Here is a 23,693-nt window from a genome sequence, read left to right on the forward strand (position 1 = left end):
GAAGCGAGGGCAACCATGCTCCAGCTGTAAACTCCATATGTGCTCTGTGTTGTTATGTGGAATAAAAATATGCTGCATATTGCAATGAACGCTAATACCCGAAACGTCCAACTTCGGTTCAATAATTTGAGTTCGTAATTCGCAATGTGAAATATGTAATGCCAGTTCATCTTCTTCCTGCTTTAGATTAAGTGAGGGTTATTGAAGAGGGTTTTAGTGCGTCTCCGATATTTAAGTAAAGTAAATGATTGTATTGTGTGGAGGATGCGGGGGCTTCCCATGCATTCCAAGATATCATATCTATTTGGATCGGTTCGTATGGTATAGTTTTCCCATTATCATTTACTGATGCATAGAAGTCAATGTGTTTTGATACATAACCAATACCATAGAACGTGACCGTGTATAATCCCGGTTGATCACATTCCATTTCAAAAGTTCCATTTCCGAAAATGATAGTGGCGTTCGCTCCCGGGGGAATATTCATGAATATTGTAGCTTGAATACCGGAAGGTGGCGTGATGGATGCCGTAAATTTGACCCAGTATCCAGCTGCCGCAAAACATAAATTTGTCGTTCCGATAAAAAATACCAGAAGTAATAATGATTTTCTTCGAATTCGTTTCATAAATGTAAATTTAGAATGAAAAATTAAATAAACCTAATGCCACTCACGCTTATTGTTGTTTGAGGGCATGATAGAGATTGCTTTCGGGTATTATTCTTTTAAGACGACGTATTCGAAATATCGCCTGAATTCGTCATCTAATAATTTTTTGATAGCAAGTATTTTGTCCAGTTCCAATTGGCGGAATTGTAATTCGGCAGCAACGAATTTGGTGATGAATTGCTCTTGCCCGAGATTTTCGATTAGCCGGAGTTTGCCGTCAAGTTCTTGGTTATAAATTTCTCTTAATTGATTTGTTCCCTGGGCATCTAATTTTAGAAGAATGGTTTGTGCTTTGACAATACTGTCTAGATTTGCCTTGTTTTTCTTGATGTTTGTCAGCATCATTTCTCGTACGGTGGCATCATCCCCCAGTTGTTCTTTCAGGCTATTGACTTTTTTTAGTTGTTCTTCCGCGGGAATCTCTTTTTTAGATGCCATGGCTTCTTTCTCTTTGTATAATCCTCGGAGGTATCTCGAGAAAGATTCCGCTATTATCGGATCCCGGGGAAGATTTACCGCGTCAGGTTTACCGGCATACCTGACCCCCTCTGTTTTCCTGAAACGGACAGGTTTTCCGTTTATCATAGCAGGTTCCCACTTGGGATAATTTTTGACGGCGTTGAATAACAACGAGTCTAGTTCCGGGTAAAAAGATTCAAGAAATGTGACGTTTGAGACAGAGCCATCTTTTTCTATAATAAAGGAAACAGTTACATTGCCTTTGAGGTTTTTTCCTGCCAAGTGACTAGGATACATCGTGCGTTTACTGATCCAACTTCGGTCGCCCGTGAAGCGAGGTTCCCGGTCTGCTTTTTCGTACACCGTGGTGTCCTCTTCCGGGAGGAGGTGACAAGAGTTTTTTGTCGTAAAGCAAAATGACGGACTTGTTAGAAATAGGTAACAAAGTATTATTCCAATTTTCATGAATATTGTTTGTCTTTTTCCGGAATGGTTAATTGTAGGTTTCATGATATCTTAAATTTATAGTATATAGCTTTTATTTTGCAATTCTAATTTAGAAATATGTCTTTAAGAGCAACTTGATAATAACAAAATTAAACAAAAATGAAATATACGTATCTTTTAAAATTTAATTGTTATATAATTTTAACACTTTATACTGGGATTGATTGTGTATTTTACTGTATGTTTAGTTGGTTGCTCTCTTTTTCTTTCTGCTTTATTCTTTCGTTTTTATTCTTATCTTTGTATGAAATCAATAAAGGGATGAATATGAAAAAAATTCTACTATTAGCAGTTTACTTGCTGACGTTGGGGAGTTTGACGGGTTTGAAAGCACAGGCAAAAGAGACGTTGGTGAAAGTAGGGGACGATGTTCCGGAGTTCGTGGTTGATATGTTCGACGGGAAGAAAATCAATATTAAGGATTTGAAAGGGAAGATCGTGTTGATTAATTTTTGGGCAACGTGGTGTCCGCCTTGCCAGGAAGAGTTGAAAAGGGTACAAAAAGAGATTATAGATAAGTTTAAGGGAAAAAATTTCGTTTTTTTGGCTATTTCCCGAGAGGAAACAAAAGAACAAGTGGCTAAATTCCGGGAGAAGAACGGGTATACTTTTCCCATGGGATTGGATCCGGAACGCAAGATATTCGAGAAATTTGCGACAGCTACTATTCCTCGCAGTTTTATTATCGATAAGAAGGGAATGATTGTGGCTATCGAAGTCGGATACACGAAAAAATCTTTTGATGAATTAATCAAGAAGATTGAGAAGTTGTTGGAATAGGAATTAGGTAGGGATTCGTCTACCTTGCGTATTGGATTCCCTAGACCATGAACGTTTTATAGACATAGTATCAACGGAGCATCAATAGTAATACTGTTTGTGTTCCGTTGTTATTTTGTAGACATTATAATTAAGGTGTAGGGTATCTATCGTGAAGCTTGAAGTCAGATGCTAAAAATTGATAATTAAGAATGTAGCAGATATTCGGAAAATGTAATATCTTTGTCTTGCAAGATATGAATAAAGGATCGTTTAAAAACACTCATAAAAATGGAAAATTATGAATGATTTCGTATGTTTTGAAAAAAGTAATTACTTAGATATAAGAATTATACACGATCTTCTCTTTTTCGAGGTAACACTATCACTAAACGATCGTTTATTTATATATAATGGCTAGTAATACAAAAATAGATATACGGCAAAAAGGTGTGTTTGATAAATGCTTTCGAGTTTATTATCAGACTCTTTGTTATTTCGCATATAATTATTTAAAGGAACAGGAGGGGGCGGAAGATGTTGTACAGGAAGTTTTTATAAAATTACTTGATACGACAGAAGAGTTTGAAAATGAGGAACATTTGAAGCATTATCTTTATAAGTCGGTTCGGAACGCTTGCTTGAATCAAGTAAAACTTTTGGGAATCCGGTCTGAAATTCTGAATAACATACAAAAAAATGTATCACAAGATGAGAATGATTTTTTTGTTAACGTAGTCCGGGCTGAGGTGTACGGGGAAATTATGGAAGCCGTGCGAGAGTTGCCAAACGAGTGTGGGCGTGTTTTTAAACTGGCATATATTGACGGGTATAATAACGAGGAGATTGCCGATCAATTGTCTATCAGCGTGAACACGGTAAAATCTCAAAAAAATAAAGCGAAGATCCAGTTACGGGAAAGATTAAAAGGATTATATCCCGTGTTATTGTTTTTCTTCAATATATAGATGATTTTTCTTTCTTTTTATTTCGTTGAAAAATAGGTGTTTATAAAAAAGTGATGATTTTTTTGAAAAAAAATCCGATTTCGCGTAATCCTTTTTTTGAAGTTATTTGTAATAGGGCAAATTTAAAGAAAGAGATGAAGAATCCATTTGAGTTTGCAAAGAAACTATTACGGTATAGTCGGGAAGAACTTTCGGGTCAGGAAGGGGACGAGGTGGAGAATGTGCTGAAGGAAAATGAAGAGTTGGAGGTGTTAGCCCAAGGATTGAAAGATAGAGAGCGTATAAGTGAAGAATTGAAAACGCTCGGTATTTTTGATGTGGAGAAGGCATTGCAAAGGGTTAACCGGAAGCGAGGGAATGGTCGACGCTTATTTATACCTTGGGTGGCTGCCGCATCAGTTGTGTTCGTGGCAGGGATGATGGCTTTATTTTTATTGAATCGTACACCCCGGAACGTGATGGAGGGAATTTCTGTTGCGATAGTGGAACCAGGGAAAGCACAGGTTACTTTAGAGATGGCTTCCGGAGCCAGATTCGTGCTGGACACGTTGACCTCGACAATTCGTAATGATAAAGCTAATGTGGCGTTCGAGAATAGTGAAGGCTCGCTTCGAGTGGAAGAACAAGCGGATATGCTAAAAGAAAATATTTCTGAGGTTGGAAACAACAAGATTATTGTGCCTTATGGAGGAACGTATTCCTTGACTTTAGCAGACGGTACGAAGGTGTATTTGAATTCAGGTACGGAACTGGAGTTCCCTTCTCGTTTTAGCAAGGAAAAACGTCAGGTGGTTTTGAAGGGAGAGGCATATTTCGAAGTGACTCGAAATGAACATCAACCTTTCGTGGTACAAGTCGGCGAGATGGCGGTAAAGGTGTTGGGCACATCTTTTAACGTGAAGTCTTATATCGACGAACCGGGCGTGTACACGACATTGGTAGAAGGTAGTGTTGCTATTGTTCGCAAAGGGCAACCGGAGCAAAAAATAGTTCCGGGCGAGCAGGCTTACTATAACAAAGGTGTAGGGACATTGAGTGTTACCCCCGTGAATGTGGCGGAATTTATCGCATGGAAGGATGGCTTCTTTTTCTTTAAGAATTTACCCTTGGAAGAGATATTGCGTATCGTTTCCAGATGGTATGACCTGGAGGTGTTTTACGTGAATCAAGGTGCCAGAAGTGTTGTTTATAGTGGTAAGTTGCCGATGTATTCTTCGGTGGAAGATGTGTTGCGCAAGTTTGAAATCTCGGGAGAGGTTCGATTTGAATTGAAAGGTAGAACGTTGATGGTTTACGATAAATAAAAAACGGGATTGGGCAATCCCGTTTGGTTACTCACTCGTTGGGCAACGAGTTAAATAAATGTTTAATTTAAATGTGATACAAATCTATGAAAAAAAATTGGGACTTGTTGCCAATAATATGGCAATATAGAAAATCTAAATTCTTTTTGTGTATGAGAATCTTGATGATTTTATTGCTGATCGGGTCATTGCACCTCTCGGCAAGCAGTTTTTCGCAAACAAGAGTGTCTTTAAAGATGAAAGACGTTACTGTGCAGGAAGTTTTTTCCAATTTGGAAAAGATGACGGATTACACGTTCCTGTACAAGTTGGATCTGGTGGGCAAATGTGGAAAAGTGAACGTGGAAGCCACGAACAAGGACTTTAGCCTGTTGTTGGAGGATTTATTGAAACCGCTCGGGTTGTCTTTCAAGATAGATGACAAGGTGGTTGTGATCACGGTTGCACAGGCTAAAGATGAAAAAAAGATGATCACGATCAAAGGGCGTGCGTTTACGGCTGATAGTTCCGGTGTTGCCGGGGCAACGGTCATATTGAAGGGAACGACTACTGGCGTGATCACGAATATGGCGGGAGAATTTACACTAACCATTCCGGAAATGAAGGAGCCCGTGCTGATTTTTTCTTTTATGGGAATGAAAACACGAGAAGTGAAGTACACCGGTCAAAAGATGATGATGGTATTAATGGAAGAGGATACAAAGGCGATGGACGAGGTCGTTGTTACCGGGTATCAGAGCGTGAATCGGCGGGATATGGTTGGTGCGTACACAACAGTAAAGGCATCGGATATTATTATGCCAGCTTATAATTCTATTGACCAGATGTTACAAGGTCGGGTCGCCGGTATGATTGTAATGAATACTAGTTCCCGTGTGGGTACGAATCCGAAAATTAAAATTCGTGGGACATCTACATTGGTCGGGAATCAATCCCCGTTGTGGGTGGTGGATGGAATTATCCAAGAAGACCCCTTAGATTTGAAAACTACGGATTTGTTTACTCAGGATTTTAAGGATATTATTGGTAATCAGATCTCTTGGTTGAACCCAATGGATATCGAGACGATAACTGTGTTGAAAGATGCTTCGGCTACTGCTGTTTATGGCTCTAAAGCTTCTAATGGTGTCATCGTTATTACAACCAAGAAAGGTAAGATTGACCATTTGACGATTAATTATACTGGGAATATGTCAATTAATACGAAGCCGAATTACGGTATGTTTAATTACATGAATTCTAAGGAGCGTACAATCTTTGCTCAAGATGTTTTTAATGCGGGTACTCCATATTTACGAGAGCCTATAAAACAACCTTATACTTATGAGGGTGTTATGAGAATGTATTTAGAGGGTGATATTAGTTATGAGGATTTCATGCAAAAGAAACATTATTTTGAAACAGTAAATACAGACTGGTTTGATTTGTTGACACAAACAGCCGTGAGTCATAATCATAATTTAAGTGTTTCCGGAGGAACGGAAAAAATGACTTATAATGTGTCTTTAGGATATAGTAATTCGGAAGGGCAGGAAATAGGTAACTCAAGTGAGCGAATGACGGGACGTGTTGGTGTTGGTGTAAATTTGCACAAAAATGTGCGTGTAGATGCAAGTATCAGTGGAAGTACGACCACGAATAAGAGTTTTGGGAAAGACGTTAATCCTATGTCGTATGCGACAAAGATGAATCGTGCAGTACCGGCGTATGATGAAAATGGAGATCCTGTTTTTTATAAGGTCGCACGTGGATATGCTTATTCTGACATATCTTCATTGAGTTATAATTTTATAAACGAACGAGATAATAGCGGTGTACGAGTTGAGGATACGCATTTGGCTGCTAATTTAAATTTTAGGTGGGATATTCTTAATTGGTTGAAATACGAGTTTACGGGAGGATACACTCGCGTGCAAAATAATAATGAAACGTGGAGTTTGGAAAAAACTTTTTACATTGCATCTGAATACCGGGGATATGATTATGGTACCGTTGAACCAGATAGCCCGGAATTCAAATCTGCTATGTTACCTTTTGGTGGAATTTTGGTTACAATGGATGGGTTGGCATCTTCGTACAATATTCAAAACAAATTACTGATTTCAAAAACTTTCAATGAGGATCACCGTTTGAATGTGATGTTGGGAATGGAACTTCGTTCGTCTTTTTCTAAAAGTAACGAAAATAGAGTGTTCGGTTATGTGCCTGACCGTGGTGAAGGTTCTGTAAAACCGACAACTCCTTCTGAATTTGATCCGATAAAAGGCACATTTCAAGATTGGGGTGTTTTAGGCGGCTTGTATTCTGGTGACTGGAAAAGAGTGAAAAACACGGATAATTTCCTTTCGTATTTTGCCACGTTTGCTTATTCCTTAAAAAATAGATATGTTTTTAATTTTTCGGTTCGTAATGATGAATCGAATCGATTTGGGCAAGACGCTAATAATCGTTTTGACCCGACGTATTCCTTTGGGCTATCTTGGAGAGTAACAGATGAAAAATGGATGGAAAGTGTTTCGGGGTTGGTGGATGAATTGAATTTGAGAGTAACTTATGGTATACAGGGAAATGCAGCAACTAAGTTAGGACCTGATTTGATTCTTCAACAACATGGAATTGCTAATGTGTATAAACAATATTATTCCACGATCAGCAGATTACCTAATCCGAATTTGTCATGGGAACGAACAAAGTCTTGGAATTTTGGATTGGATATGCAATTGATAAAGATATTTAATGTGGCATTAGATTATTATTCACGGAGTTCAAATGCAATTGTTGGTCAGGATATTCCATTTGAATATGGTATGTCAAGTATGGATATTAATGGAGGGAAGATTCGTAATAGCGGAGTGGAATTTACAGTTAGTTTTAGCCCGGTGCAAACGAAGGATTGGGCGTTGAGTGTTTCTTTGAATTCATCTAAAAACTGGAATAAGGCAGGTAAAGAGCAGTATGTTGCTACGAGAGGTGATTTTTTAAATGGAAATGCTAGTAAAATTTTGAAAAAAGGATATTCAGTTACCGGTTTTTGGTCTTATTCTTTTGCAGGGTTAAGTGCTGAAGATGGACATCCTTTGTTTAATTTAGTAGATATCCCGGAAGAAAAACGTGATTCCAAAATAGATCCGACCACCTTTTTGGTGTATTCTGGAGACCTAGAACCTTCGTTTACCGGAGGGTTGAGTTTGGGGTTGCGTTGGAAAGATTTTTCTTTATCAACAGGTTTTTCATTGTTATTGGGTTCGAAGAAACGTTTACCTTCACCTTATGCAGGCTTCCCGAATGGCGGATTGCATGTGCCGGAGATATTAGATAATTTGAGTAAAGATTTGAATAAGCGTTGGAAAAAGCCGGGAGATGAAAATAGAACACACATTCCTGGTGTGGTGATATCAGGACAACCTTCCGAACAAATTTTACCTGATAATGGAACCCAGTCTTATATTTCCATGTGGGAACAATCGGATGATATGGTGGTGGATGCTTCCTTCTTGCGTTGTAACCAATTATCTTTATCTTGGAGTGTGAACCGGGATTGGTGTAAAAAAATGGGATTAAAAACTTTGAATGTTAATGCGGGAGTTTCAAACTTGTTTGTTATTGCCAGCAAACGTTTTAATGGTTTTGACCCGGAATTGGGCAATAGTGTACAGCCAAAAAATTATTCATTGGGAGTTAGTATTGGATTTTAAACAGGAAAAAAATGAAAAAGATATTAATTATATTGTTTGCAGGTGTATGGACAGCATGTTCTGATTTTTTGGAACCGAAGTCGCAAAGTGAGTATATACCGAAAGAAGCAACTGCTTTGAATGAAATGTTGATAGGTGAGGCGTATCCCAGACCAGGGAGTGATGGGGCACCAATCTTGGATATTATCTCTATTTTGGATGATGATGTCATGTGTACGAACAATTCAGAAACCGATCTTGATGAGACTTTAAATGGAGAAGGGGATTTTATGGTTTTGAGGGCTTTGTTTTCTTGGCAACCTGATGTGTATGACTTGATGGAAAAAGCTAATAATAATTTTAACCGCTGGGCGAATTATTATGAGTATGTTTTGGGAACGAATGCTGCATTGGATTATTTGGAAGATGTTTCAGGAACGGAAGACGAGAAAAATATAGTAAGGGCACAGGCATTGGCTTTACGTGGTTTTTACTATTTTTATCTAGTAAATATTTGGGGCGAATCTTACAGCAGTAATAAAACCGGTTTAGGAGTGCCTTTGAAACTTACAAGTAGTATGGAAAAGCGTGATATCCGGAGGAATACAGTGGAAGAAGTTTATGAACAAATATTGAAAGATTTGGGCGAAGCAGAAAAATTGTACGAACAATTGCCGGAACAATTGCGATTTAAAAAAGATTATAGGACTAGTTTGCCTATGGTGCAAATGTTGAAATCGCGTGTGTATTTGTACATGGAGGATTGGAAAAATGCTGCCATTTATGCGAAAAAAGTCATTGAAAATTGGAATTTTTCGTTGTTGGATTTAAATACTTTGCCGGAGGGAGATTCATATTATAATTTTATATCTATGGATTGTCCAGAAGCCATTTGGGTGTTCGGGTCAATATCACGTTATATGACTTATTTGGACTATAGTGTGTATTTAGAGGATCCGTGGGATTCAGATAAACATATTGGAATTAACTTCTTTAATGCTTCTGATGAATTGTTGAACTTGTATGTTGAAGAAGATTTAAGAAAGAAAAATTATATACTACGTGAGAGGTATAAGGATTCGTGGGGAGAGGTATATGATGGAGAGGAGTTAGCTATTGGAAAATTTGCTATTACTCCAGATCATAGAGTGGCAGATGATCAGGGGTTTGCTCATGCATTTAGATTGCCGGAAGCTTATTTAAATTTAGCTGAAGCTGCGGCAAAAGACAGAGATGACGAAACGGCATTATGGGCATTAAACGAATTGCGGAGACATCGTTTTTCAGGAGAATATGAACCTATTTCCGGAATTAGCGGGGAAGCATTGGTTGAAAAAATACGTTTGGAAAGGCGTTTGGAACTTTGTTTTGAATGCCATCGTTGGTTTGATTTGAAACGTTATGGAAATGAGTCTATCACGCATCAATGGAAGGTAAGAGGAGAGGTGATTCAAGGATATGTGCTGCCCCCGGATGATCCGTTCTATGCACATCCTTTTTCTCGTGAAGTTTTAGAACAAAATAGAAGTTTAATACAAAATAAATTACCGAATCCGAGATAGTTTCAAATATAAAGATTTTAATTATGAAATGGATATATCTATTACTATGTAGCCTGATGGCTTTGGTTTGTTTTTCATCTTGTTATGATGAAAAAGCGTTGACTCCTACGGAAGATGGGGAAGGAATGAGTCGGTATGAATTTCCCCAGGGAACGAATGCTTGGGATAAAGATATTGAGGAGATTAGTGAAAAATTTAATATCTATTTGATATATAAAAATTTCAAGCATGCAGATTTCAACCGTTCTTGGACAGGGGGAGGAGTATATACTGAGTATTATGGAGAAGATCTGAGCGATGAACAAGCTGAACGGGCAACTCGTTTTATGAAGGAGCATGTCTTCGCCTATTTGAATGAGAAAATAGTATCTAAAGTATTGCCCATGTATTGGTATATGGTTTATGATTTACATGTTATGAATATTTTAATTCCAGGAATACTTGAATTTAAAAATCCTCAGCCTATGTATGATGGTGGATTAGATTTTTGGGCAATTTGTTTGGAAGGGGAAGATCCAGCAGATTCCGGATATATGCCAGGAGGAAATAAAATAGATTTTCCCGTGACCAAGAGGGATTTTTTCAAAAGAAGGGGGCAAATATTGGAAAGTATATTATTGAAATCTCTTGATAAAGGTAATTTTGAGATTCCAGCAAGTTTTGAAACAGGATTTGATTATAAAACGGAAGTTAAAAGTAACGATTGGGAAATGGATGATGAGAATTATTATTTAACTCGGGGGTTTCCCGGATCTCCAGGGTCTGGTACTATAGGAGATGGTTTTTATCCTTTAGTATATATAGGAGATATGAGTAATGTTAGAAATTTTAGAACTTATATCAAATTTTGTTTGTATTATTCTGTTGCAGAATTGGATGAAAAGTATCCTCGTTCTAAATATCCATTGTTAAGAGAGAAAAGAGATTTTGTCGCAAATTATATGAAGACAACATACGGTGTTGATTTTGATGCAATTATAGAAGGACCTGAGGTTGAGGAATAATTTAAAAGTTGAGGAATAAAATCGGGAGGGATTTTCCTCCCGATAAAAAACAAATGGTATGTTTAAAATTGGGTATATACTTGTTATTTCGGTATTGATGAGTGTTACAACTCTAGCTCAATCGGGATTAAGGATTTCCGGTAAAGTTAGGCTATTGCAACCGACAGAGATCGCATTAAAGACGATTGAGGGAGAGGCGTTGGTGTCGGCTTCGGTAAAGAGTGGCGAAGAGTTTGCGATGGGACCATTGGAGATCGAGCCGGATGTTTACTTGATTTGTTTTGGGGAAACGAGTCAACCGATTTATTTGACGAATGCCGAAGTTACGATAAAGGGATTTTATGATTGCAAGCATGTAGGGAATAGTTCTTTGAATTTCACGGGGATTGAAAAGTATCACGAGTTGTTGAAGTGGTTGCCGAAGGAACAATTTTCACAGGATAAAACGATAGATCCGGAGGTGAAGGGAAAGTTGGAGGGGAATATGTATAGTGCATTGGCGTATATCGCGGATATGTCTACTTATGAGCCGAATAAGATCCTGTTGGATTGTATGTCGGAAGAGGCGTTGAAGACGGTTTCCGGGAGATGGTTGCAACATCGGTCGGATAGTTTGTATCATTATTCTATTGGGGCTCCGGCGTATGATTTTACTTTTCAGGATGCAGCCGGGAAGAAGGTTCGTTTGAGTGATTTTCGGGGGAAGTTCGTATTGGTTGATTTTTGGGCATCTTGGTGTGGTCCTTGTCGTCACGAGATGAAGAATTTGTTGCCGATATATAACGAGTTGAAAGGGGATGATCTTGAATTTATCAGTGTATCGTTGGATTCCAAGGAGGCGAATTGGCGGAAAATGCTGGAAGAGGAAAAGCTACCTTGGGTGATGTTGTGGGATGAGGAAGGCTTTGTTATCGGCAATAAACCCAATAAGATACAACGGGCGTATGGTTTTTATAGCATTCCGTTTATTGTCTTGATAGACAAGGAAGGACGTTTATTGGCGAAAGATTTGCGGGGGGAGAAAGTGAAGGAGGAGATTCTGAAAGCCAGAAAAAATTTATGATTTAAGATTTGAGATTTAAGATTGTAGTTTTGGATTAACGATTGGTGATCACGAGTCGTTTTGATATTGTATTGTAAAAAATAAAACTGTAAGAGATGAAAAAGTATTTTCTGTTATTGATGGCAAGTGCATGCATCAGTGTTGCAAATGCACAATTGGTGAAACAGAACGATCAGGGAGAAAAGAAACAATCTGATTTGGATTGGTATAATTGCTCTTTTGATAAGGATAACGTGTATGGTGCGGAAGTGAATAAAGCGTATGATTTTTTGAAGGGAAAGAAAGTAAAGAAAAGACCGGTGGTCGCTTTGATTGGTACCGGGGTGGATGTTGAACATGAAGATTTGAAACAGGCCATCTGGTTTAACCCGAAAGAAAAAGCAGACGGGAAGGATAATGACAAGAATGGATTGGTGGATGACGTAAACGGTTGGAATTTCCTGGGCGGTAAGGACGGTCAGGTAATGGAGAGCACGATGCGTGAAGGTGACCGGGAATTTTTACGGTTGAAAGATAAATATGCGGATTATCAATTTGACGGGAAGGATTACTATAAGGTTATTAACGAGAAGTTGACAAAAGTGGCGGCTCCGGAGAATGTAGACGAGTATAATTACTATCGTAATCAGGTATTGCCGGAGTCTCCGATGGCGAGCACATACGGTGGTTTGCAGCTTACTTACATAATAAGAGAGTATGCGGGCAAGTTTGATAAGATGATGAGAGAGCGTTTCCCGAATAAAGAATTGACACAGGAAGATTTTGGTATTTGTTATGACCCGAAAGCTCCCCGAGATTCTTTGGCTGAAGTTGCATTTATGGTGTGTGCTTATGGTTTTTCTCTTTACCAAACGGATAAATGGGATGCTGTTTACGCTGGGATTAAGAGTGGAGCTCAAATTCAACAATCTCAAGCAGATTATGAGGCAAAAGTGAAACAGTTTGGGGCGGACGGACGAAAAGAGATCGTGGGAGATAATTATTTGGATATAAATGATAACAAGTACGGGAATAATGTATTGTTGACGACGGATGCCGCTATGGGAACGATGGAAGCCGGTATCATTGCCGGTAAGCGGGATAACGGTTTGGGTGGCAACGGTATTATGGACCAGGCGGAGATCATGACTTTGCGGGTTTTAACTAACGGGGAACCTTATTTGAAAGATATTGCTTTGGCTATCCGTTATGCCGTGGATCATGGTGCGGATATTATTTTATTGCCGGTGCAAAACAGTCTTTATCCTGAAGACCAGAAAAAATGGATTAGTGAAGCATTGGAATATGCGGAGAGTAAAGGCGTGTTGGCAATAACTCCAGCATGGGAAGCTTCTCAGGATTTGTCTAAAGATATTTATTTCCCCAATCGCTGGATGACGGGTAAGAAGGAGTTGACTAATTTGATGGTTGTTTCTTCTTCTAATAAAGAAGGCAATCCTTTGATGGAGTCCAACTATGGTGCGAAGGAGGTAGATTTGTATGCCCCAGGTATTGATATATACTCCGCTTACACGGGTGATACTTATCAAACGGGAACCGGAATCGGATTTGCGGCAGCAACGACGGCAGGGGTGGCTGCTTTGTTGAAAGCGTATTATCCCGAGTTGACCGGAACTCAAATCCGGAATATTTTGCTGGAGTCTGTTACTTCCAGAAAGGATGTAGAGGTCGAGAAGGGAATTAGAGTGAACGGGCAATCAACGCAGGATTTGTTCTTGTTTGGAGATTTGTGTCTTTCCGGCGGTATATTGAATGCTCATCAGGCTGTAGTGGCTGCCGATAAGTTAGTAAAGTGATTGTAAATCAAGATATAGTCCCGGTAAACTCGGGACTATATCTTAAAAGGAATAAATTATGCAATTGATGGCGAGGATCATTTTTTTGCTACTATTTGGAATGGCGGTTTTCCAAAGCAATGGACAACAGATACGATCAAAGATGCCTTACCGGCTAGTCGGGGGAAAGATGATTGTTGAGATGAATGTAAACGGAACGCCTCGTTCGTTTATTTTTGACACGGGCGGGCGTACGGCGTTGACAGGGGAATTGTGTGAGGAATTGGGGTTGGTTGTAAAGGATTCGATGGTTGTTACCGATGTGAATGGTAACAAAGGGGGGTATCCTTTGGTGCGAATCAAGAGTTTGATGACTTTGGACGGAGTAATCAATTTTACTGATGTCCCGGCGATGAAACTAGCGGAACCTTCGCCGTTCGCATGTTTCCATGCCGATGGACTTATTGGCAGTGAACTTTTTGCCCAAATGCAGGCTATTGTAGAGATTGACGGTAAAACGAATACGATTACCATTACTTCCGCGGAGAGTCCTTCCACGATTTCTTTACGAAAGATGATCCCTTTTGCCCAGGGAGGCGGAATGCCGATTATTGCGATACAAGCTGGAATCGGCGAGGGAATAAAGGTTTTGTTCGATACGGGATGCCCCGTTTTTTTATCGTTGAAGGATACTGATTTCGAGAAATTGAAAGATAAAGGTGTTTGCTCGGTGTTGTCCGAAGGGTTTGGAGAAGGTTCAATCGGAGTGGCGGGAATGGCAGCAGCAGCAGAGTCCTATCGGGTTTTATTCCCGAGGGTTAATGTTGGTGCGACGAAATTTAATAACGTGACGGTAGAAACGTCAACGCCTCCTTTCACGTTGTTGGGTGTAAAATTATTGAATTATGGCAAGGTGACGATAGATTATCCCCGAGGACGTTTTTATTTTGAGGCTTATGAGCAGGAGAATGATCTCACGAGTAAGCATTACGATGTTAATCTTCGGGTGAAGGATGGAGATTTGGTCGTGTCAACCGTGTGGACAGCCATGAAAGGGCTGGTGGAAGTGGGAGACTTGGTTACGCATATAAATGGGAAGCCGACGGGGACTTATGATTTCTGCGAGAGTATTATCAATGGGATTCCCGAGTTGAAAGCGAAGAAAAAAACGAAATTGACAATCCGGACAGAGGATGGAGAGAAGGTGATTATTTACGAGAAAAAATAAGAAAGTATGTGCTGTAATCTGAGATTCTTATCCATTGTTATCGTGTTCCTCGTTGGCGGGAGCACTGTTTTTGCACAACAAAAAACGAAACGGGTTTGTGATACCATTCCTTATGAATATATTCACGATAAAATTGTTATTCCGGTGATCGTGAATGGGGTGAAAGTGAAATATATCGTGGATACCGGGGGACAGACAGGAACAATGTGGGAATATGCCCAAGAAATGGGTGCGAAGGCAACCGGGGCAACGACAAATATATCCGATTTGAATGGAGTGGGGCAGAATTTTCAAATGGCGACGGTGGAGAATGTCGAGTTAGGACCAAATTATAAATTGGCTGAACTTAAGACTATGGTATTGGGGACAGTCGGTTTTTTTGAAGATTTGGAAGTTGCCGGTATTTTGGGAGGAGATGCTTTTGCCCAGTCGGTGATCACGTTTGATTCCCGGAAGCAAATCATGGTAATTAATTACCCGTATCGTCCGGAAGGATTGAAAGTCACCGACGGGGTGGAAATGTTTACCGGTAACACGCATCATTCTATCGTGAATATGGATTTTGGTGGCGTGGAAAAGCAAGTGCTTTTTGATACGGGTGCCCAAGGTTTTTTGATTATCCCGAAGAATGATTTTCAAGATTTGCAACAACGGGGCGTGTGTGAAGAAGTTGCAAAGGCTTATGGTATAAGTGGTGTCGGATTGGCGGGATTAAGTGATCCCGGAGATATTTATAAGGGGAATATTCGGGAAATGACCTTTTTAGGAAAAAGGTTTTCTGATGTCGGGTGCGTTACTTCTATCGGAAATACAACCATTATTGGTGTGGATCTACTTAAATACGGGAAGGTTGTTCTCGATTACATGAGAAAGCGTTTCTATTTTTTCCCGTTTGATGATTCCGTGCAAGATATGGGAGGAGCCCCTAAAACGTGGAACGTGGGTATTTTGCCCGCTAACGGGCGTTTTGAAGTCACCACTGTGTGGGAAAGTATGAAAGATGAAGTTTCCTTTGGAGATCAGGTTGTTGATATAAACGGGACAAGCCTTGCCAACTTGCCGATGAGCCAGTTGGAAATCGATAAGATCATGAACGCTATAGAAGGCGATACTGGGTATATTATCGTGGTGAAAGAGGGGAAAGAAAAAAAGATAGAAATTAGAAGAGAAAGATAATTATGAAGAGTTTATTTGTATGGTTGTTTTTGTGTGTATTGCCGGTAGCGGCAAGTGCACAAGTAAAGAATACGGCGACAGAGGTGAAGGATTACCGGGTGAAAGACGGTAAGATTATTCTGGAGATGGTGGTGAATGGCGTGATTGCCGATTTCGTGTTGGATTTGGCCGGGCATAACGCAATATTGCCTGAGTATGTAGAGAAATTTAAGATAGACCCGAACGAGAGTGGTAGATTTAGTTATAATACTTTTCAATACAAGAAAGTGGCGACAAGCAAGAGCGTATCTATTGAAAGTATTTCATTTGGCAATAGTGTATTCGGGAATGGAGTCGGGGCGTTTGTGCTGGAAGATGAACCTTACTTGCGCGAATTGGGTGTTGCCGGTGTTGTGGGCGGCTCGTTGTTCCGCAATGTTGTACTGACGATAGACGGCAAGAGAAAGAAGATCACGATGAGTATGCCTTACCGTCCGAATTACATGAAATTAGATCACCGGGCAGGTATAGATTTAATTGTAGGTTCGGGTATCGTGTGTCCGATAGAAATAGACGGCGAAAAGTATTCATTGCTGCTTGATACTTGGAATGATGGTGTGATTACGATGAACGAGGCTGACTTTGCCCGGTTGAAAGGCACGAATGGCGGGAGTACTCCTGTTAGCGTGGGATATGGAGCTTCCGTGCAGGGAAAGCAAACAAAGACCGTGAATCAAAGTACCTTCGTGAAAAGTGATTTAGGGCAGATTACGATTGCCGAAAATGAAACGCTCCCCCGCTCTATATTGGGTAATGGTATTTTAGAGAAAGGGTTGATTTCCATTGATTACGGGAAACAAAAAGTGTATTTCCAACCTTTTGACCTGGTGGAAGTGAAAGATGAAATCGTGAAGGATGACATCAAGATAGAACCCGGTAAGTTAAATCCGATTACCCGGGAGGATTTCTTGGAACATGTGTATGACTACCGCAAGAGCAAGGAGTTTGTATTGAAAGGGGATAAGCCTGTCGTGATTGACTTTTGGGCGACCTGGTGCGGACCGTGCATGAGGTTGATTCCGGAAATGGAAAAACTGGCAGAGAAGTATAAAGACCAGGTGATTTTCTATAAGGTAAACGCGGATAAGGAAAAGGAGTTATGCGGCATGTTTAATGTTGTCGCTTTGCCTACTTTGTTTTTTATTCCTGTCGGGGGAGAACCGATTATTGAAGTAGGGGCTACTCCCGAGAAATTCGAGAAAATTATAGAAGAGCAATTACTGAAAAAATAGCGTTATGAAAGGGATAAAAGTATTGAGTGTTATTGTTTTTCTATTCTGTGTTTTGAGCGGACAAGCCCAGGTCGCGGATAGATTGCAGGAGTACGTGTTAAAGGAATGGAATGATTTTCAAATGCCGAAAGAAAATGCGATAGGAGCGATTTTGGTTAAACAGAAAGAGATCGGGAAATATATAGCAACTCAAGACCGGGATGCCATTCTTGCCCAATTAGAAAATGGGAATCAGGTTATCTATCGGGTTGCAACTTTGTACAAAGAGGATAAAGACACGAAAATTAAAAAATCCATATTGAAAAAAGTACTGAACAGTGTAGATTTAAAGCGACGAGAGGTGGTGCATTGTGATCGTATGGATTGCCTGATAGAGAATTATTACGCTTTGAAAGCCATCATGGAGGGGGCTCCGGTAGATGAGGCATGGGGTGGCATGTGGTTCAACACGTCGGTTGAGACGATCGGTAATGAATATGATTACGAGAGATACCGCCAAGTGTTCGAGTTGAATAACCCGGAACTGACACAAGCATACATGTCTTGTTTGAAGTATGTATTCCGGTATAACGGTTACACGAAAGGTTTGGAAGAACTTCGACCGTTTTTTGAAAAATATATGCCGGAAGGGGATTTGAAGAATGAAATCGAAGGATTGTATAAAAGCTACTATCACCTGAGAGAAGGGGCCGAGGCTCCGGCTTTCACCTTAAAGGATTTCAAGGGAAAGGAACATTCGTTGGCCGATTACAGGGGAAAAGTGCTGGTCATTGACGTGTGGGCAACGTGGTGTGGCGGTTGTATCGCCAAGTTACCGGTTTATGTATCCATGAGCCAAAAATATAAAGATCGGGATGATATAGAGTTTATCACGATTTCAATAGACGATAAGGGGTCTTTTAATAGCTGGAAATATGCTTTGCCCCGGTTGAAATTGTTAGGTATAACTAATTTGTTAGCTTCCAAGGAAGAATGTACTTTCCAAAAAGATTATAATATCACAGGGATACCCCGTTATTTTTTAATTGATAAAGAAGGAAAGATCGTGTCCGTCTATGCACCTACTCCGGGAAAAGCGTTCGAGGCATTGATAAACAAGACACTAAATCGTAAATAAATAAGATATGAAGTCAATTGTATATTGTTTGGTACTGTGTCTTGTCGGGTTGGGACAATTTGCTAAAGCTCAAGGCAAGGTGACAGAACAACAGAAAACCGAGTTTGCTAAAGGAAATCGAGACCCGAAGTTTTTAAAGGAATATATTGAGGCTTTGAAAGCGGATGGGCGGGAAGATGCGCTAAATGAGGCTGTGGACCGTTATCTGATGGCACTGCCGTTAAACGAGCGGTATGCCGGCGAGAATCTGACTTATTTCTTGGAATATATCAACGATTTGAATGCGAAGTCTTTCACGGATGTTATTGAACATTGGGGAGATATTCGTTTAACGGGAGAACAGGCAGAGAAAGTTACGGGAAAGATAAATGACGTGTGTAAGACAACGTTTTTTCAATCTCTGTTCCGGGAAAGAGAAGGAATTGAATGTCCGGATGTAGATTGCTCCTCGTTGGCGGCAGCCTTGAAAAAGTCTGCGATTCCGGTTCCGGGGGTACGACGCCAGTTTATTGAAATGTGGCAAAGCTGGAAAGAGAAAAAGGTTGATGATATGATTTGTGCTTTTGAACGACTGTTTTCTTACCCGATTGTTACGGAGGCAAACGAAAAAAAGGAAGGAGCTTTTCAGTTTGATACAATGATGGACGGTGTCATCTTGGGAAATATGATGAATTATATTTTGGAAAGGTGTAATTTTGACCAATGTTCGAGGATGTTTAAAATTATAGATCAGGTTATCGAGAAGAATGGACGGGACGGATTTTGGAGCACGATCGGGAAATCAAGAGATAATTTTGAAGGAAAGAAAATGATGATGGAGATGGGGGAAGAATGATGATATTTATTAGCAATCGTGGAATATTAAAATGAACGAGATATGAGATTATTCATTGCTTTACTAGTGATTTGTTGTGTCGGGTGTACACAATCGTCACGTTACGCTTTTACCTTGAAGGGCGATCTGGACGGGGTGAAGTACGGGAAGGCTTTTTTGATCGCTCCCGGCGATAGTGCCAAGATTTTGTACACGGCAGAGATCGATGGGGGAAAATTTGAAATCAAGGGTGAATTGGATGAGCCGGGATCATATATTCTGAAAGTAAACCGTCGGCAATTCTATTTTTTCATGGACGGGAAAAATATGGAGGTCACGGGAGATTACTCGAAATTGGGTAGCCGGAGCGTGAAAGGTTCTCCCGCTAATGATTTGGATGAGGAATACGGCAAGATTGCCCAAGATCAGTTTTATAGCGTGAGAAACAAGCTGATAGATGAGTATAAAGAGGCTTTGGATGCGGGGAACCAAAAGTTGGCGGACGAGAAGATGACAGAGGCGTTGAAGGCGGAAGAGATTCAATTCCGTTTGACGAAAGAGTTTGTGCAGAAATATCCGGATAATATATTTTCTGCCCATATTTCTGACGTGGTGAAAGGGGAGAGCCACGAGAAGGGAAAAGAGTTGTACAATTTACTGTCGGAAAGGAATAAATCATCCTATTACGGGCGCTTGTTGAAAAAGCACACGGATGAATTGGCGGTTTCGGCTTTGGGAGTTCCTTGTCCCAATTTCACGGCGACGGATGAGTCTGGGAATAAGGTATCTTTGGATTCTCAGAAAGGAAATATTTTGATATTGGATTTTTGGGCATCCTGGTGTGGACCGTGCAGGCAAGAGATGAAAAATCTTCGGGAACAGTATGCAGAATTTAAAGACCAAGGGGTACGTATCATGAGTATTTCCCTGGATGATTCCTTGGATAAATGGAAAAAGGCTTGCGAGGAAGAGCAGATCCCATGGATCAGCGTGAGGGACGATAACGGGTGGTCGAAGTCCGAGATTCGGAAATTGTTCGGGATACAGGCTATTCCTTTTATCGTGTTGTTGGATAAAGAGGGAAATATCGTTGCTAAGAATATCCGGAGAAATAGTTTACGGGAGAAAATTGTCGAATTGTTGCAAAAATGAAAGTTATGAGGACAAGAAATATTATTCTGGCTTGTATCATGTTGTGCAGTGGGGTATGTGCCGTGTTACCCGGTTATGCCCAGCAACAAAAGTCAAAAGATCAAATCGTGTTTGATAAAATATATAACGCTTATAACCGGATTCCCGGAGGATTGAATAAAGACGAACTGGTTCAAAAAGTAAATGAGGTTGAACGAGAGGTGAAGTTATGTATGGATTCGCTTTCAGGTAAAGAAGCACGGCAGAAGGCGGAATTGCTTTGCTATAACGGCGTGTTGTGGAGTATGGGTAGGCTGGCGATTGAAACGAAAGACGAGGCTTTGAAGAACGAGATCGCTCAACGGGTGAAAGGGTTGGATTTGGATTCCCCGTCATTGGAGTTACTGGCAGATGTGGAGAGAACAAATTTATTGAACGGGTATTTCCAGTTGTTTATGCCGGATCTTTCAGCGTTAAATCGGGCTACTTATGTCTTGTATAATATCAAGAGCGAGGAGGTGCGTAATCCTTATGTGTTGTCGACTTTGGTTACCGAGTTGAAGCAAAGGGGATACACGGATGAGGTGAATGCCTTGATGGAGGATATTGAACTGTGTTCCAAAACGGAAGCAACCCGCCGGCAAGCGATAGAATTGAAAGAGAGATACTATCCTGCGCGTGCAGGGGCTATGGCTCCGGATTTCGAGATGGAGGATGAAAACGGGAAAATGGTAAAGCTTTCGGATTTCAGGGGAAAAGCTGTTTTCATTGATGTATGGGCGACCTGGTGCGGTGGTTGCGTTGCCGGATTACCTGCGTTCATTGCGCTCAAGGAACAGTACAAAGATCAGAAAGATGTGGTATTCCTGACCATTTCGGATGACGGGATTGAGGCAAAAGCCCGTTGGAAAAATTTCTTAAAAGAGAAAAAATATTCCGGGATTGTACCACATTTGATTATTAATAAAGAAAAAGATCAGTTCACGGAAAATTATTGTATTACGGGAATTCCCCGCTATATCTTGATCGATAAGCGAGGAAAAATCGTGAATGCATGGCACGTCGGGGCTAATCATGAGTTTTTTCCATTCTTTTTTTCAATGGAATTGGAGGGGATGAACCGGGAATGAGGGCAATTCTTTTGTAATTACAAGGTAATCCTCCTGTGATCCGATCTCTACCCGGGTAGAGATCGGATCACAGGAGGATTACTTTTGGATTGTTTTGGAATATTTCATGCTGAAAAAAAAAAGATGAGTGTTGTATAAATTTTGTTTGTTTTCTAATTTTTAATACATATTTTTGTTTTTACTTTATAGGTCATCTGTATTATGGAGAAAACAAACAAGATTAACGACTTATTGTTGGAGCGTCTGCAACGAGGTGATGAGCGGGCTTTTCAGAGGTTATTTGAAGAATTTTATGCTTCCTTGTGTTTGTTTGCAACTCGTTATTTAGGTGACCGGGAAGAGGCTGCCGATGTTGTACAAGATACTTTCTTGAAGTATTGGCATCGGCATACTGATTTTGATGATTTTCGAAAAATCAAGTCTTTTCTATACGTGGTGGTGCGCCATGCTTGTTTTAATTTACTTCGGAACAGAAATTTGCGTTTTCGTCTTTCGGATGAGTTGATTCGGGATTCGGAACAAGATTTCCAAAACCGGGTGATGGAGGAAGAAGTTCACCGTATTTTTAATCGGGCGATAGATAATTTGCCCATGCAAATGCGGACAGTTATTAATTATGCTTTGGACGGATTGAAAAATGCGGAGATTGCAGAAAAGATGCAAATATCCGAAGGTACTGTGCATGCTTATAAAAAGGAGGCTTACAAGAAGTTGAGAGTCAACCTGAAAGAGTATTATTACCTATTGCCTGTTGTTTTATTTCTCTCGGAGAAATGTTAATAAAGATTAAACATTTGATATCCGACACTCCCTAAAATTGCCTTTTTGTGTTCTAGTTAAAAATTAAAGAAAAACCGTATAACTAGAATATAATATGAATGACGATTTCTTTGATATTGCCGAATTGGTTAGTAAATATCTGACAGGAGATTTGACTGTCGCCGAACAAAAGTGTTTGGACGATTGGTTGGGACTTGCTGAAGAGAATCGGGAGTGGTTTCGTTTGGTGACCAGTGAAGAATTCGTAAGTCGCAAACGACAGGAATTGAAATCGATAGACGTGCAAGCCGGGTGGAGGGCTCTTTCCCGAAAGCGTGCCCGGGGACATAAGCGGTCTTTGTGGATTGACTTTTTGAAGTATGCTTGTATGTTTATCCTCGTAGTATCCCCCGTAATTTACTTTTGTATGCAGAATACAAGTAATTGTGTGGATATTAATGCGATGCAAGTGGAAATTAATCCGGGGATTCCTAAAGCCATGTTGTATATGGCAGACGGTTCTATTGTGGATTTAGCTGTTCGTTCACGTGATACTTTGAAAGAGTTGGATGGTACGCTTATCGGTTTACACGGGGAGAGTATTGTTTATAAAAATATGGACGCATCAGAAAATACAGATACAGTTGGTAAGGTGAATTTGTATAACGAGCTTGTAGTTCCCCGGGGAGGTGAGTTTGTGTTGGAGCTTTCGGATGGAACTTCGGTATGCTTGAACGCGGGATCAAAGCTTAAGTTCCCGGTGAGGTTTTGTGGGGATAAGAGACAGGTGGAATTGGAAGGAGAGGGATATTTTCAAGTGGCACGAAACGAGAAGATGCCTTTCGTTGTACAGGCTTCCGGAATGGATATAACGGTGTTGGGTACGGAATTCAATATATCTAATTATCCGGAAAATGCGGAGGTTCAAACAACTTTGATCAAGGGTGCGGTGAAAGTAACTAATTTGAAAAATGAGGATAGTTTCGTGTTGAAACCGGGAGAACAGGCGGTTCTTAATAAACAAAACGGGAAAATGACGGTGGCAGAAGTAGATGTTTCTTATGCCATAGCGTGGAAAGAAGGATACCTTCGGTTCCGGGATCGTCCGTTGAAGGAAATCATGGACTTTATTGCCCGCTGGTATGATGTTGACGTGGTGTACGAGGATGAAGAGGTGAAAGACTATCTTTTCGGGTGTAATTTTGATCGGCAGGAAACGATTGAACCCTTGCTGGGATTCTTTGAACGTACCGGGACGGTACATTTCAGAATTCGTGACAGGCAAATTGTAGTAAGTAAATAAGTTGTAATTAGATAAAAAT

At 40.3% G+C, this 23,693-nt stretch carries 19 protein-coding genes; 17 read left to right on the forward strand and 2 right to left on the reverse strand.

Translation table 11 applies throughout. From position 1 onward, the window contains the following. Positions 1-187: 187 nt before the first annotated feature. Positions 188-628, reverse strand: a complete 441-nt coding sequence (locus tag BN8899_RS00985; RefSeq protein WP_065217938.1) for a hypothetical protein — start codon at positions 626-628, stop codon at positions 188-190. A 90-nt stretch (positions 629-718) separates the two neighbouring features. Further along, positions 719-1,639 (reverse strand): energy transducer TonB, encoded by a 921-nt coding sequence (locus BN8899_RS00990; RefSeq protein ID WP_065217939.1) that lies wholly within the window; start codon positions 1,637-1,639, stop codon positions 719-721. A 264-nt stretch (positions 1,640-1,903) separates the two neighbouring features. Here BN8899_RS00990 and BN8899_RS00995 point away from each other — a divergent pair, with 264 nt between their 5' ends. From BN8899_RS00995 to BN8899_RS01075, 17 genes are all read left to right on the forward strand, one after another. Beyond that, complete coding sequence (locus BN8899_RS00995) at positions 1,904-2,416, forward strand: TlpA family protein disulfide reductase (protein ID WP_231932228.1); 513 nt, start codon at positions 1,904-1,906, stop codon at positions 2,414-2,416. Positions 2,417-2,808: 392 nt separating this feature from the next. Then, positions 2,809-3,363 (forward strand): RNA polymerase sigma factor, encoded by a 555-nt coding sequence (locus BN8899_RS01000; RefSeq protein ID WP_018338780.1) that lies wholly within the window; start codon positions 2,809-2,811, stop codon positions 3,361-3,363. A 134-nt stretch (positions 3,364-3,497) separates the two neighbouring features. After that, entirely contained in the window at positions 3,498-4,667 is a 1,170-nt protein-coding gene (locus tag BN8899_RS01005) for a FecR family protein (RefSeq protein ID WP_187376703.1), read from the forward strand. A gap of 164 nt (positions 4,668-4,831) precedes the next feature. Next, on the forward strand, positions 4,832-8,362 hold the full coding sequence (locus BN8899_RS01010) for a SusC/RagA family TonB-linked outer membrane protein (RefSeq protein WP_065218003.1): 3,531 nt from the start codon (positions 4,832-4,834) through the stop codon (positions 8,360-8,362). An 11-nt stretch (positions 8,363-8,373) separates the two neighbouring features. Continuing rightward, positions 8,374-9,903, forward strand: coding sequence for a RagB/SusD family nutrient uptake outer membrane protein (locus tag BN8899_RS01015; RefSeq protein WP_065217941.1), 1,530 nt, complete (start codon positions 8,374-8,376; stop codon positions 9,901-9,903). Between the two features lie 23 nt (positions 9,904-9,926). After that, a complete protein-coding gene (locus tag BN8899_RS01020; RefSeq protein ID WP_065217942.1) occupies positions 9,927-10,907 on the forward strand; it encodes a hypothetical protein in 981 nt (326 codons plus the stop codon). A 58-nt stretch (positions 10,908-10,965) separates the two neighbouring features. Continuing rightward, the gene (locus BN8899_RS01025) at positions 10,966-11,970 is read left to right on the forward strand and encodes a peroxiredoxin family protein (protein ID WP_065217943.1); all 1,005 of its coding nucleotides are present in this window, start codon (positions 10,966-10,968) and stop codon (positions 11,968-11,970) included. A 95-nt stretch (positions 11,971-12,065) separates the two neighbouring features. Next, positions 12,066-13,766 carry a S8 family serine peptidase gene (locus BN8899_RS01030; protein ID WP_065217944.1) on the forward strand — a complete coding sequence of 567 codons (1,701 nt, stop codon included), beginning with the start codon at positions 12,066-12,068 and terminating at the stop codon, positions 13,764-13,766. 58 nt (positions 13,767-13,824) lie between these two features. Beyond that, entirely contained in the window at positions 13,825-14,973 is a 1,149-nt protein-coding gene (locus BN8899_RS01035; protein ID WP_065217945.1) for an aspartyl protease family protein, read from the forward strand. Positions 14,974-14,979: 6 nt separating this feature from the next. Next, a complete protein-coding gene (locus BN8899_RS01040) occupies positions 14,980-16,149 on the forward strand; it encodes a pepsin/retropepsin-like aspartic protease family protein (RefSeq protein WP_065217946.1) in 1,170 nt (389 codons plus the stop codon). A gap of 2 nt (positions 16,150-16,151) precedes the next feature. Then, the gene (locus BN8899_RS01045; RefSeq protein WP_065217947.1) at positions 16,152-17,420 is read left to right on the forward strand and encodes a thioredoxin domain-containing protein; all 1,269 of its coding nucleotides are present in this window, start codon (positions 16,152-16,154) and stop codon (positions 17,418-17,420) included. 4 nt (positions 17,421-17,424) lie between these two features. After that, complete coding sequence (locus BN8899_RS01050) at positions 17,425-18,537, forward strand: TlpA family protein disulfide reductase (protein WP_065217948.1); 1,113 nt, start codon at positions 17,425-17,427, stop codon at positions 18,535-18,537. A 7-nt stretch (positions 18,538-18,544) separates the two neighbouring features. Next, a complete protein-coding gene (locus BN8899_RS01055; RefSeq protein WP_065217949.1) occupies positions 18,545-19,372 on the forward strand; it encodes a hypothetical protein in 828 nt (275 codons plus the stop codon). Positions 19,373-19,414: 42 nt separating this feature from the next. Continuing rightward, the gene (locus BN8899_RS01060; RefSeq protein ID WP_065217950.1) at positions 19,415-20,503 is read left to right on the forward strand and encodes a TlpA disulfide reductase family protein; all 1,089 of its coding nucleotides are present in this window, start codon (positions 19,415-19,417) and stop codon (positions 20,501-20,503) included. Positions 20,504-20,508: 5 nt separating this feature from the next. Beyond that, complete coding sequence (locus BN8899_RS01065) at positions 20,509-21,612, forward strand: TlpA family protein disulfide reductase (protein WP_187376705.1); 1,104 nt, start codon at positions 20,509-20,511, stop codon at positions 21,610-21,612. A gap of 201 nt (positions 21,613-21,813) precedes the next feature. Further along, positions 21,814-22,392, forward strand: coding sequence for an RNA polymerase sigma factor (locus BN8899_RS01070; RefSeq protein WP_065217952.1), 579 nt, complete (start codon positions 21,814-21,816; stop codon positions 22,390-22,392). Between the two features lie 94 nt (positions 22,393-22,486). Next, complete coding sequence (locus BN8899_RS01075) at positions 22,487-23,674, forward strand: FecR family protein (protein ID WP_065217953.1); 1,188 nt, start codon at positions 22,487-22,489, stop codon at positions 23,672-23,674. Positions 23,675-23,693: the final 19 nt, after the last annotated feature.

It is taken from the genome of Butyricimonas sp. Marseille-P2440 (genome assembly GCF_900091675.1).
GTDB lineage: Bacteria > Bacteroidota > Bacteroidia > Bacteroidales > Marinifilaceae > Butyricimonas > Butyricimonas synergistica.

Excerpts from the sequence above, each read along its gene's own strand:
- BN8899_RS01025 (WP_065217943.1), top strand. The coding sequence starts at position 10,966 with ATGTTTAAAATTGGGTATATACTTGTTATTTCGGTATTGATGAGTGTT.
- BN8899_RS01015 (WP_065217941.1), top strand. The coding sequence starts at position 8,374 with ATGAAAAAGATATTAATTATATTGTTTGCAGGTGTATGGACAGCATGT.
- BN8899_RS01000 (WP_018338780.1), top strand. The coding sequence starts at position 2,809 with ATGGCTAGTAATACAAAAATAGATATACGGCAAAAAGGTGTGTTTGAT.
- BN8899_RS01040 (WP_065217946.1), top strand. The coding sequence starts at position 14,980 with ATGTGCTGTAATCTGAGATTCTTATCCATTGTTATCGTGTTCCTCGTT.
- BN8899_RS01060 (WP_065217950.1), top strand. The coding sequence starts at position 19,415 with ATGAGATTATTCATTGCTTTACTAGTGATTTGTTGTGTCGGGTGTACA.
- BN8899_RS01010 (WP_065218003.1), top strand. The coding sequence starts at position 4,832 with ATGATTTTATTGCTGATCGGGTCATTGCACCTCTCGGCAAGCAGTTTT.
- BN8899_RS01050 (WP_065217948.1), top strand. The coding sequence starts at position 17,425 with ATGAAAGGGATAAAAGTATTGAGTGTTATTGTTTTTCTATTCTGTGTT.
- BN8899_RS01070 (WP_065217952.1), top strand. The coding sequence starts at position 21,814 with ATGGAGAAAACAAACAAGATTAACGACTTATTGTTGGAGCGTCTGCAA.
- BN8899_RS01055 (WP_065217949.1), top strand. The coding sequence starts at position 18,545 with ATGAAGTCAATTGTATATTGTTTGGTACTGTGTCTTGTCGGGTTGGGA.
- BN8899_RS00985 (WP_065217938.1), bottom strand. The coding sequence starts at position 628 with ATGAAACGAATTCGAAGAAAATCATTATTACTTCTGGTATTTTTTATC.
- BN8899_RS01035 (WP_065217945.1), top strand. The coding sequence starts at position 13,825 with ATGCAATTGATGGCGAGGATCATTTTTTTGCTACTATTTGGAATGGCG.
- BN8899_RS00990 (WP_065217939.1), bottom strand. The coding sequence starts at position 1,639 with ATGAAACCTACAATTAACCATTCCGGAAAAAGACAAACAATATTCATG.
- BN8899_RS01045 (WP_065217947.1), top strand. The coding sequence starts at position 16,152 with ATGAAGAGTTTATTTGTATGGTTGTTTTTGTGTGTATTGCCGGTAGCG.
- BN8899_RS01030 (WP_065217944.1), top strand. The coding sequence starts at position 12,066 with ATGAAAAAGTATTTTCTGTTATTGATGGCAAGTGCATGCATCAGTGTT.
- BN8899_RS01065 (WP_187376705.1), top strand. The coding sequence starts at position 20,509 with ATGAGGACAAGAAATATTATTCTGGCTTGTATCATGTTGTGCAGTGGG.
- BN8899_RS01005 (WP_187376703.1), top strand. The coding sequence starts at position 3,498 with ATGAAGAATCCATTTGAGTTTGCAAAGAAACTATTACGGTATAGTCGG.
- BN8899_RS00995 (WP_231932228.1), top strand. The coding sequence starts at position 1,904 with ATGAAAAAAATTCTACTATTAGCAGTTTACTTGCTGACGTTGGGGAGT.
- BN8899_RS01020 (WP_065217942.1), top strand. The coding sequence starts at position 9,927 with ATGAAATGGATATATCTATTACTATGTAGCCTGATGGCTTTGGTTTGT.
- BN8899_RS01075 (WP_065217953.1), top strand. The coding sequence starts at position 22,487 with ATGAATGACGATTTCTTTGATATTGCCGAATTGGTTAGTAAATATCTG.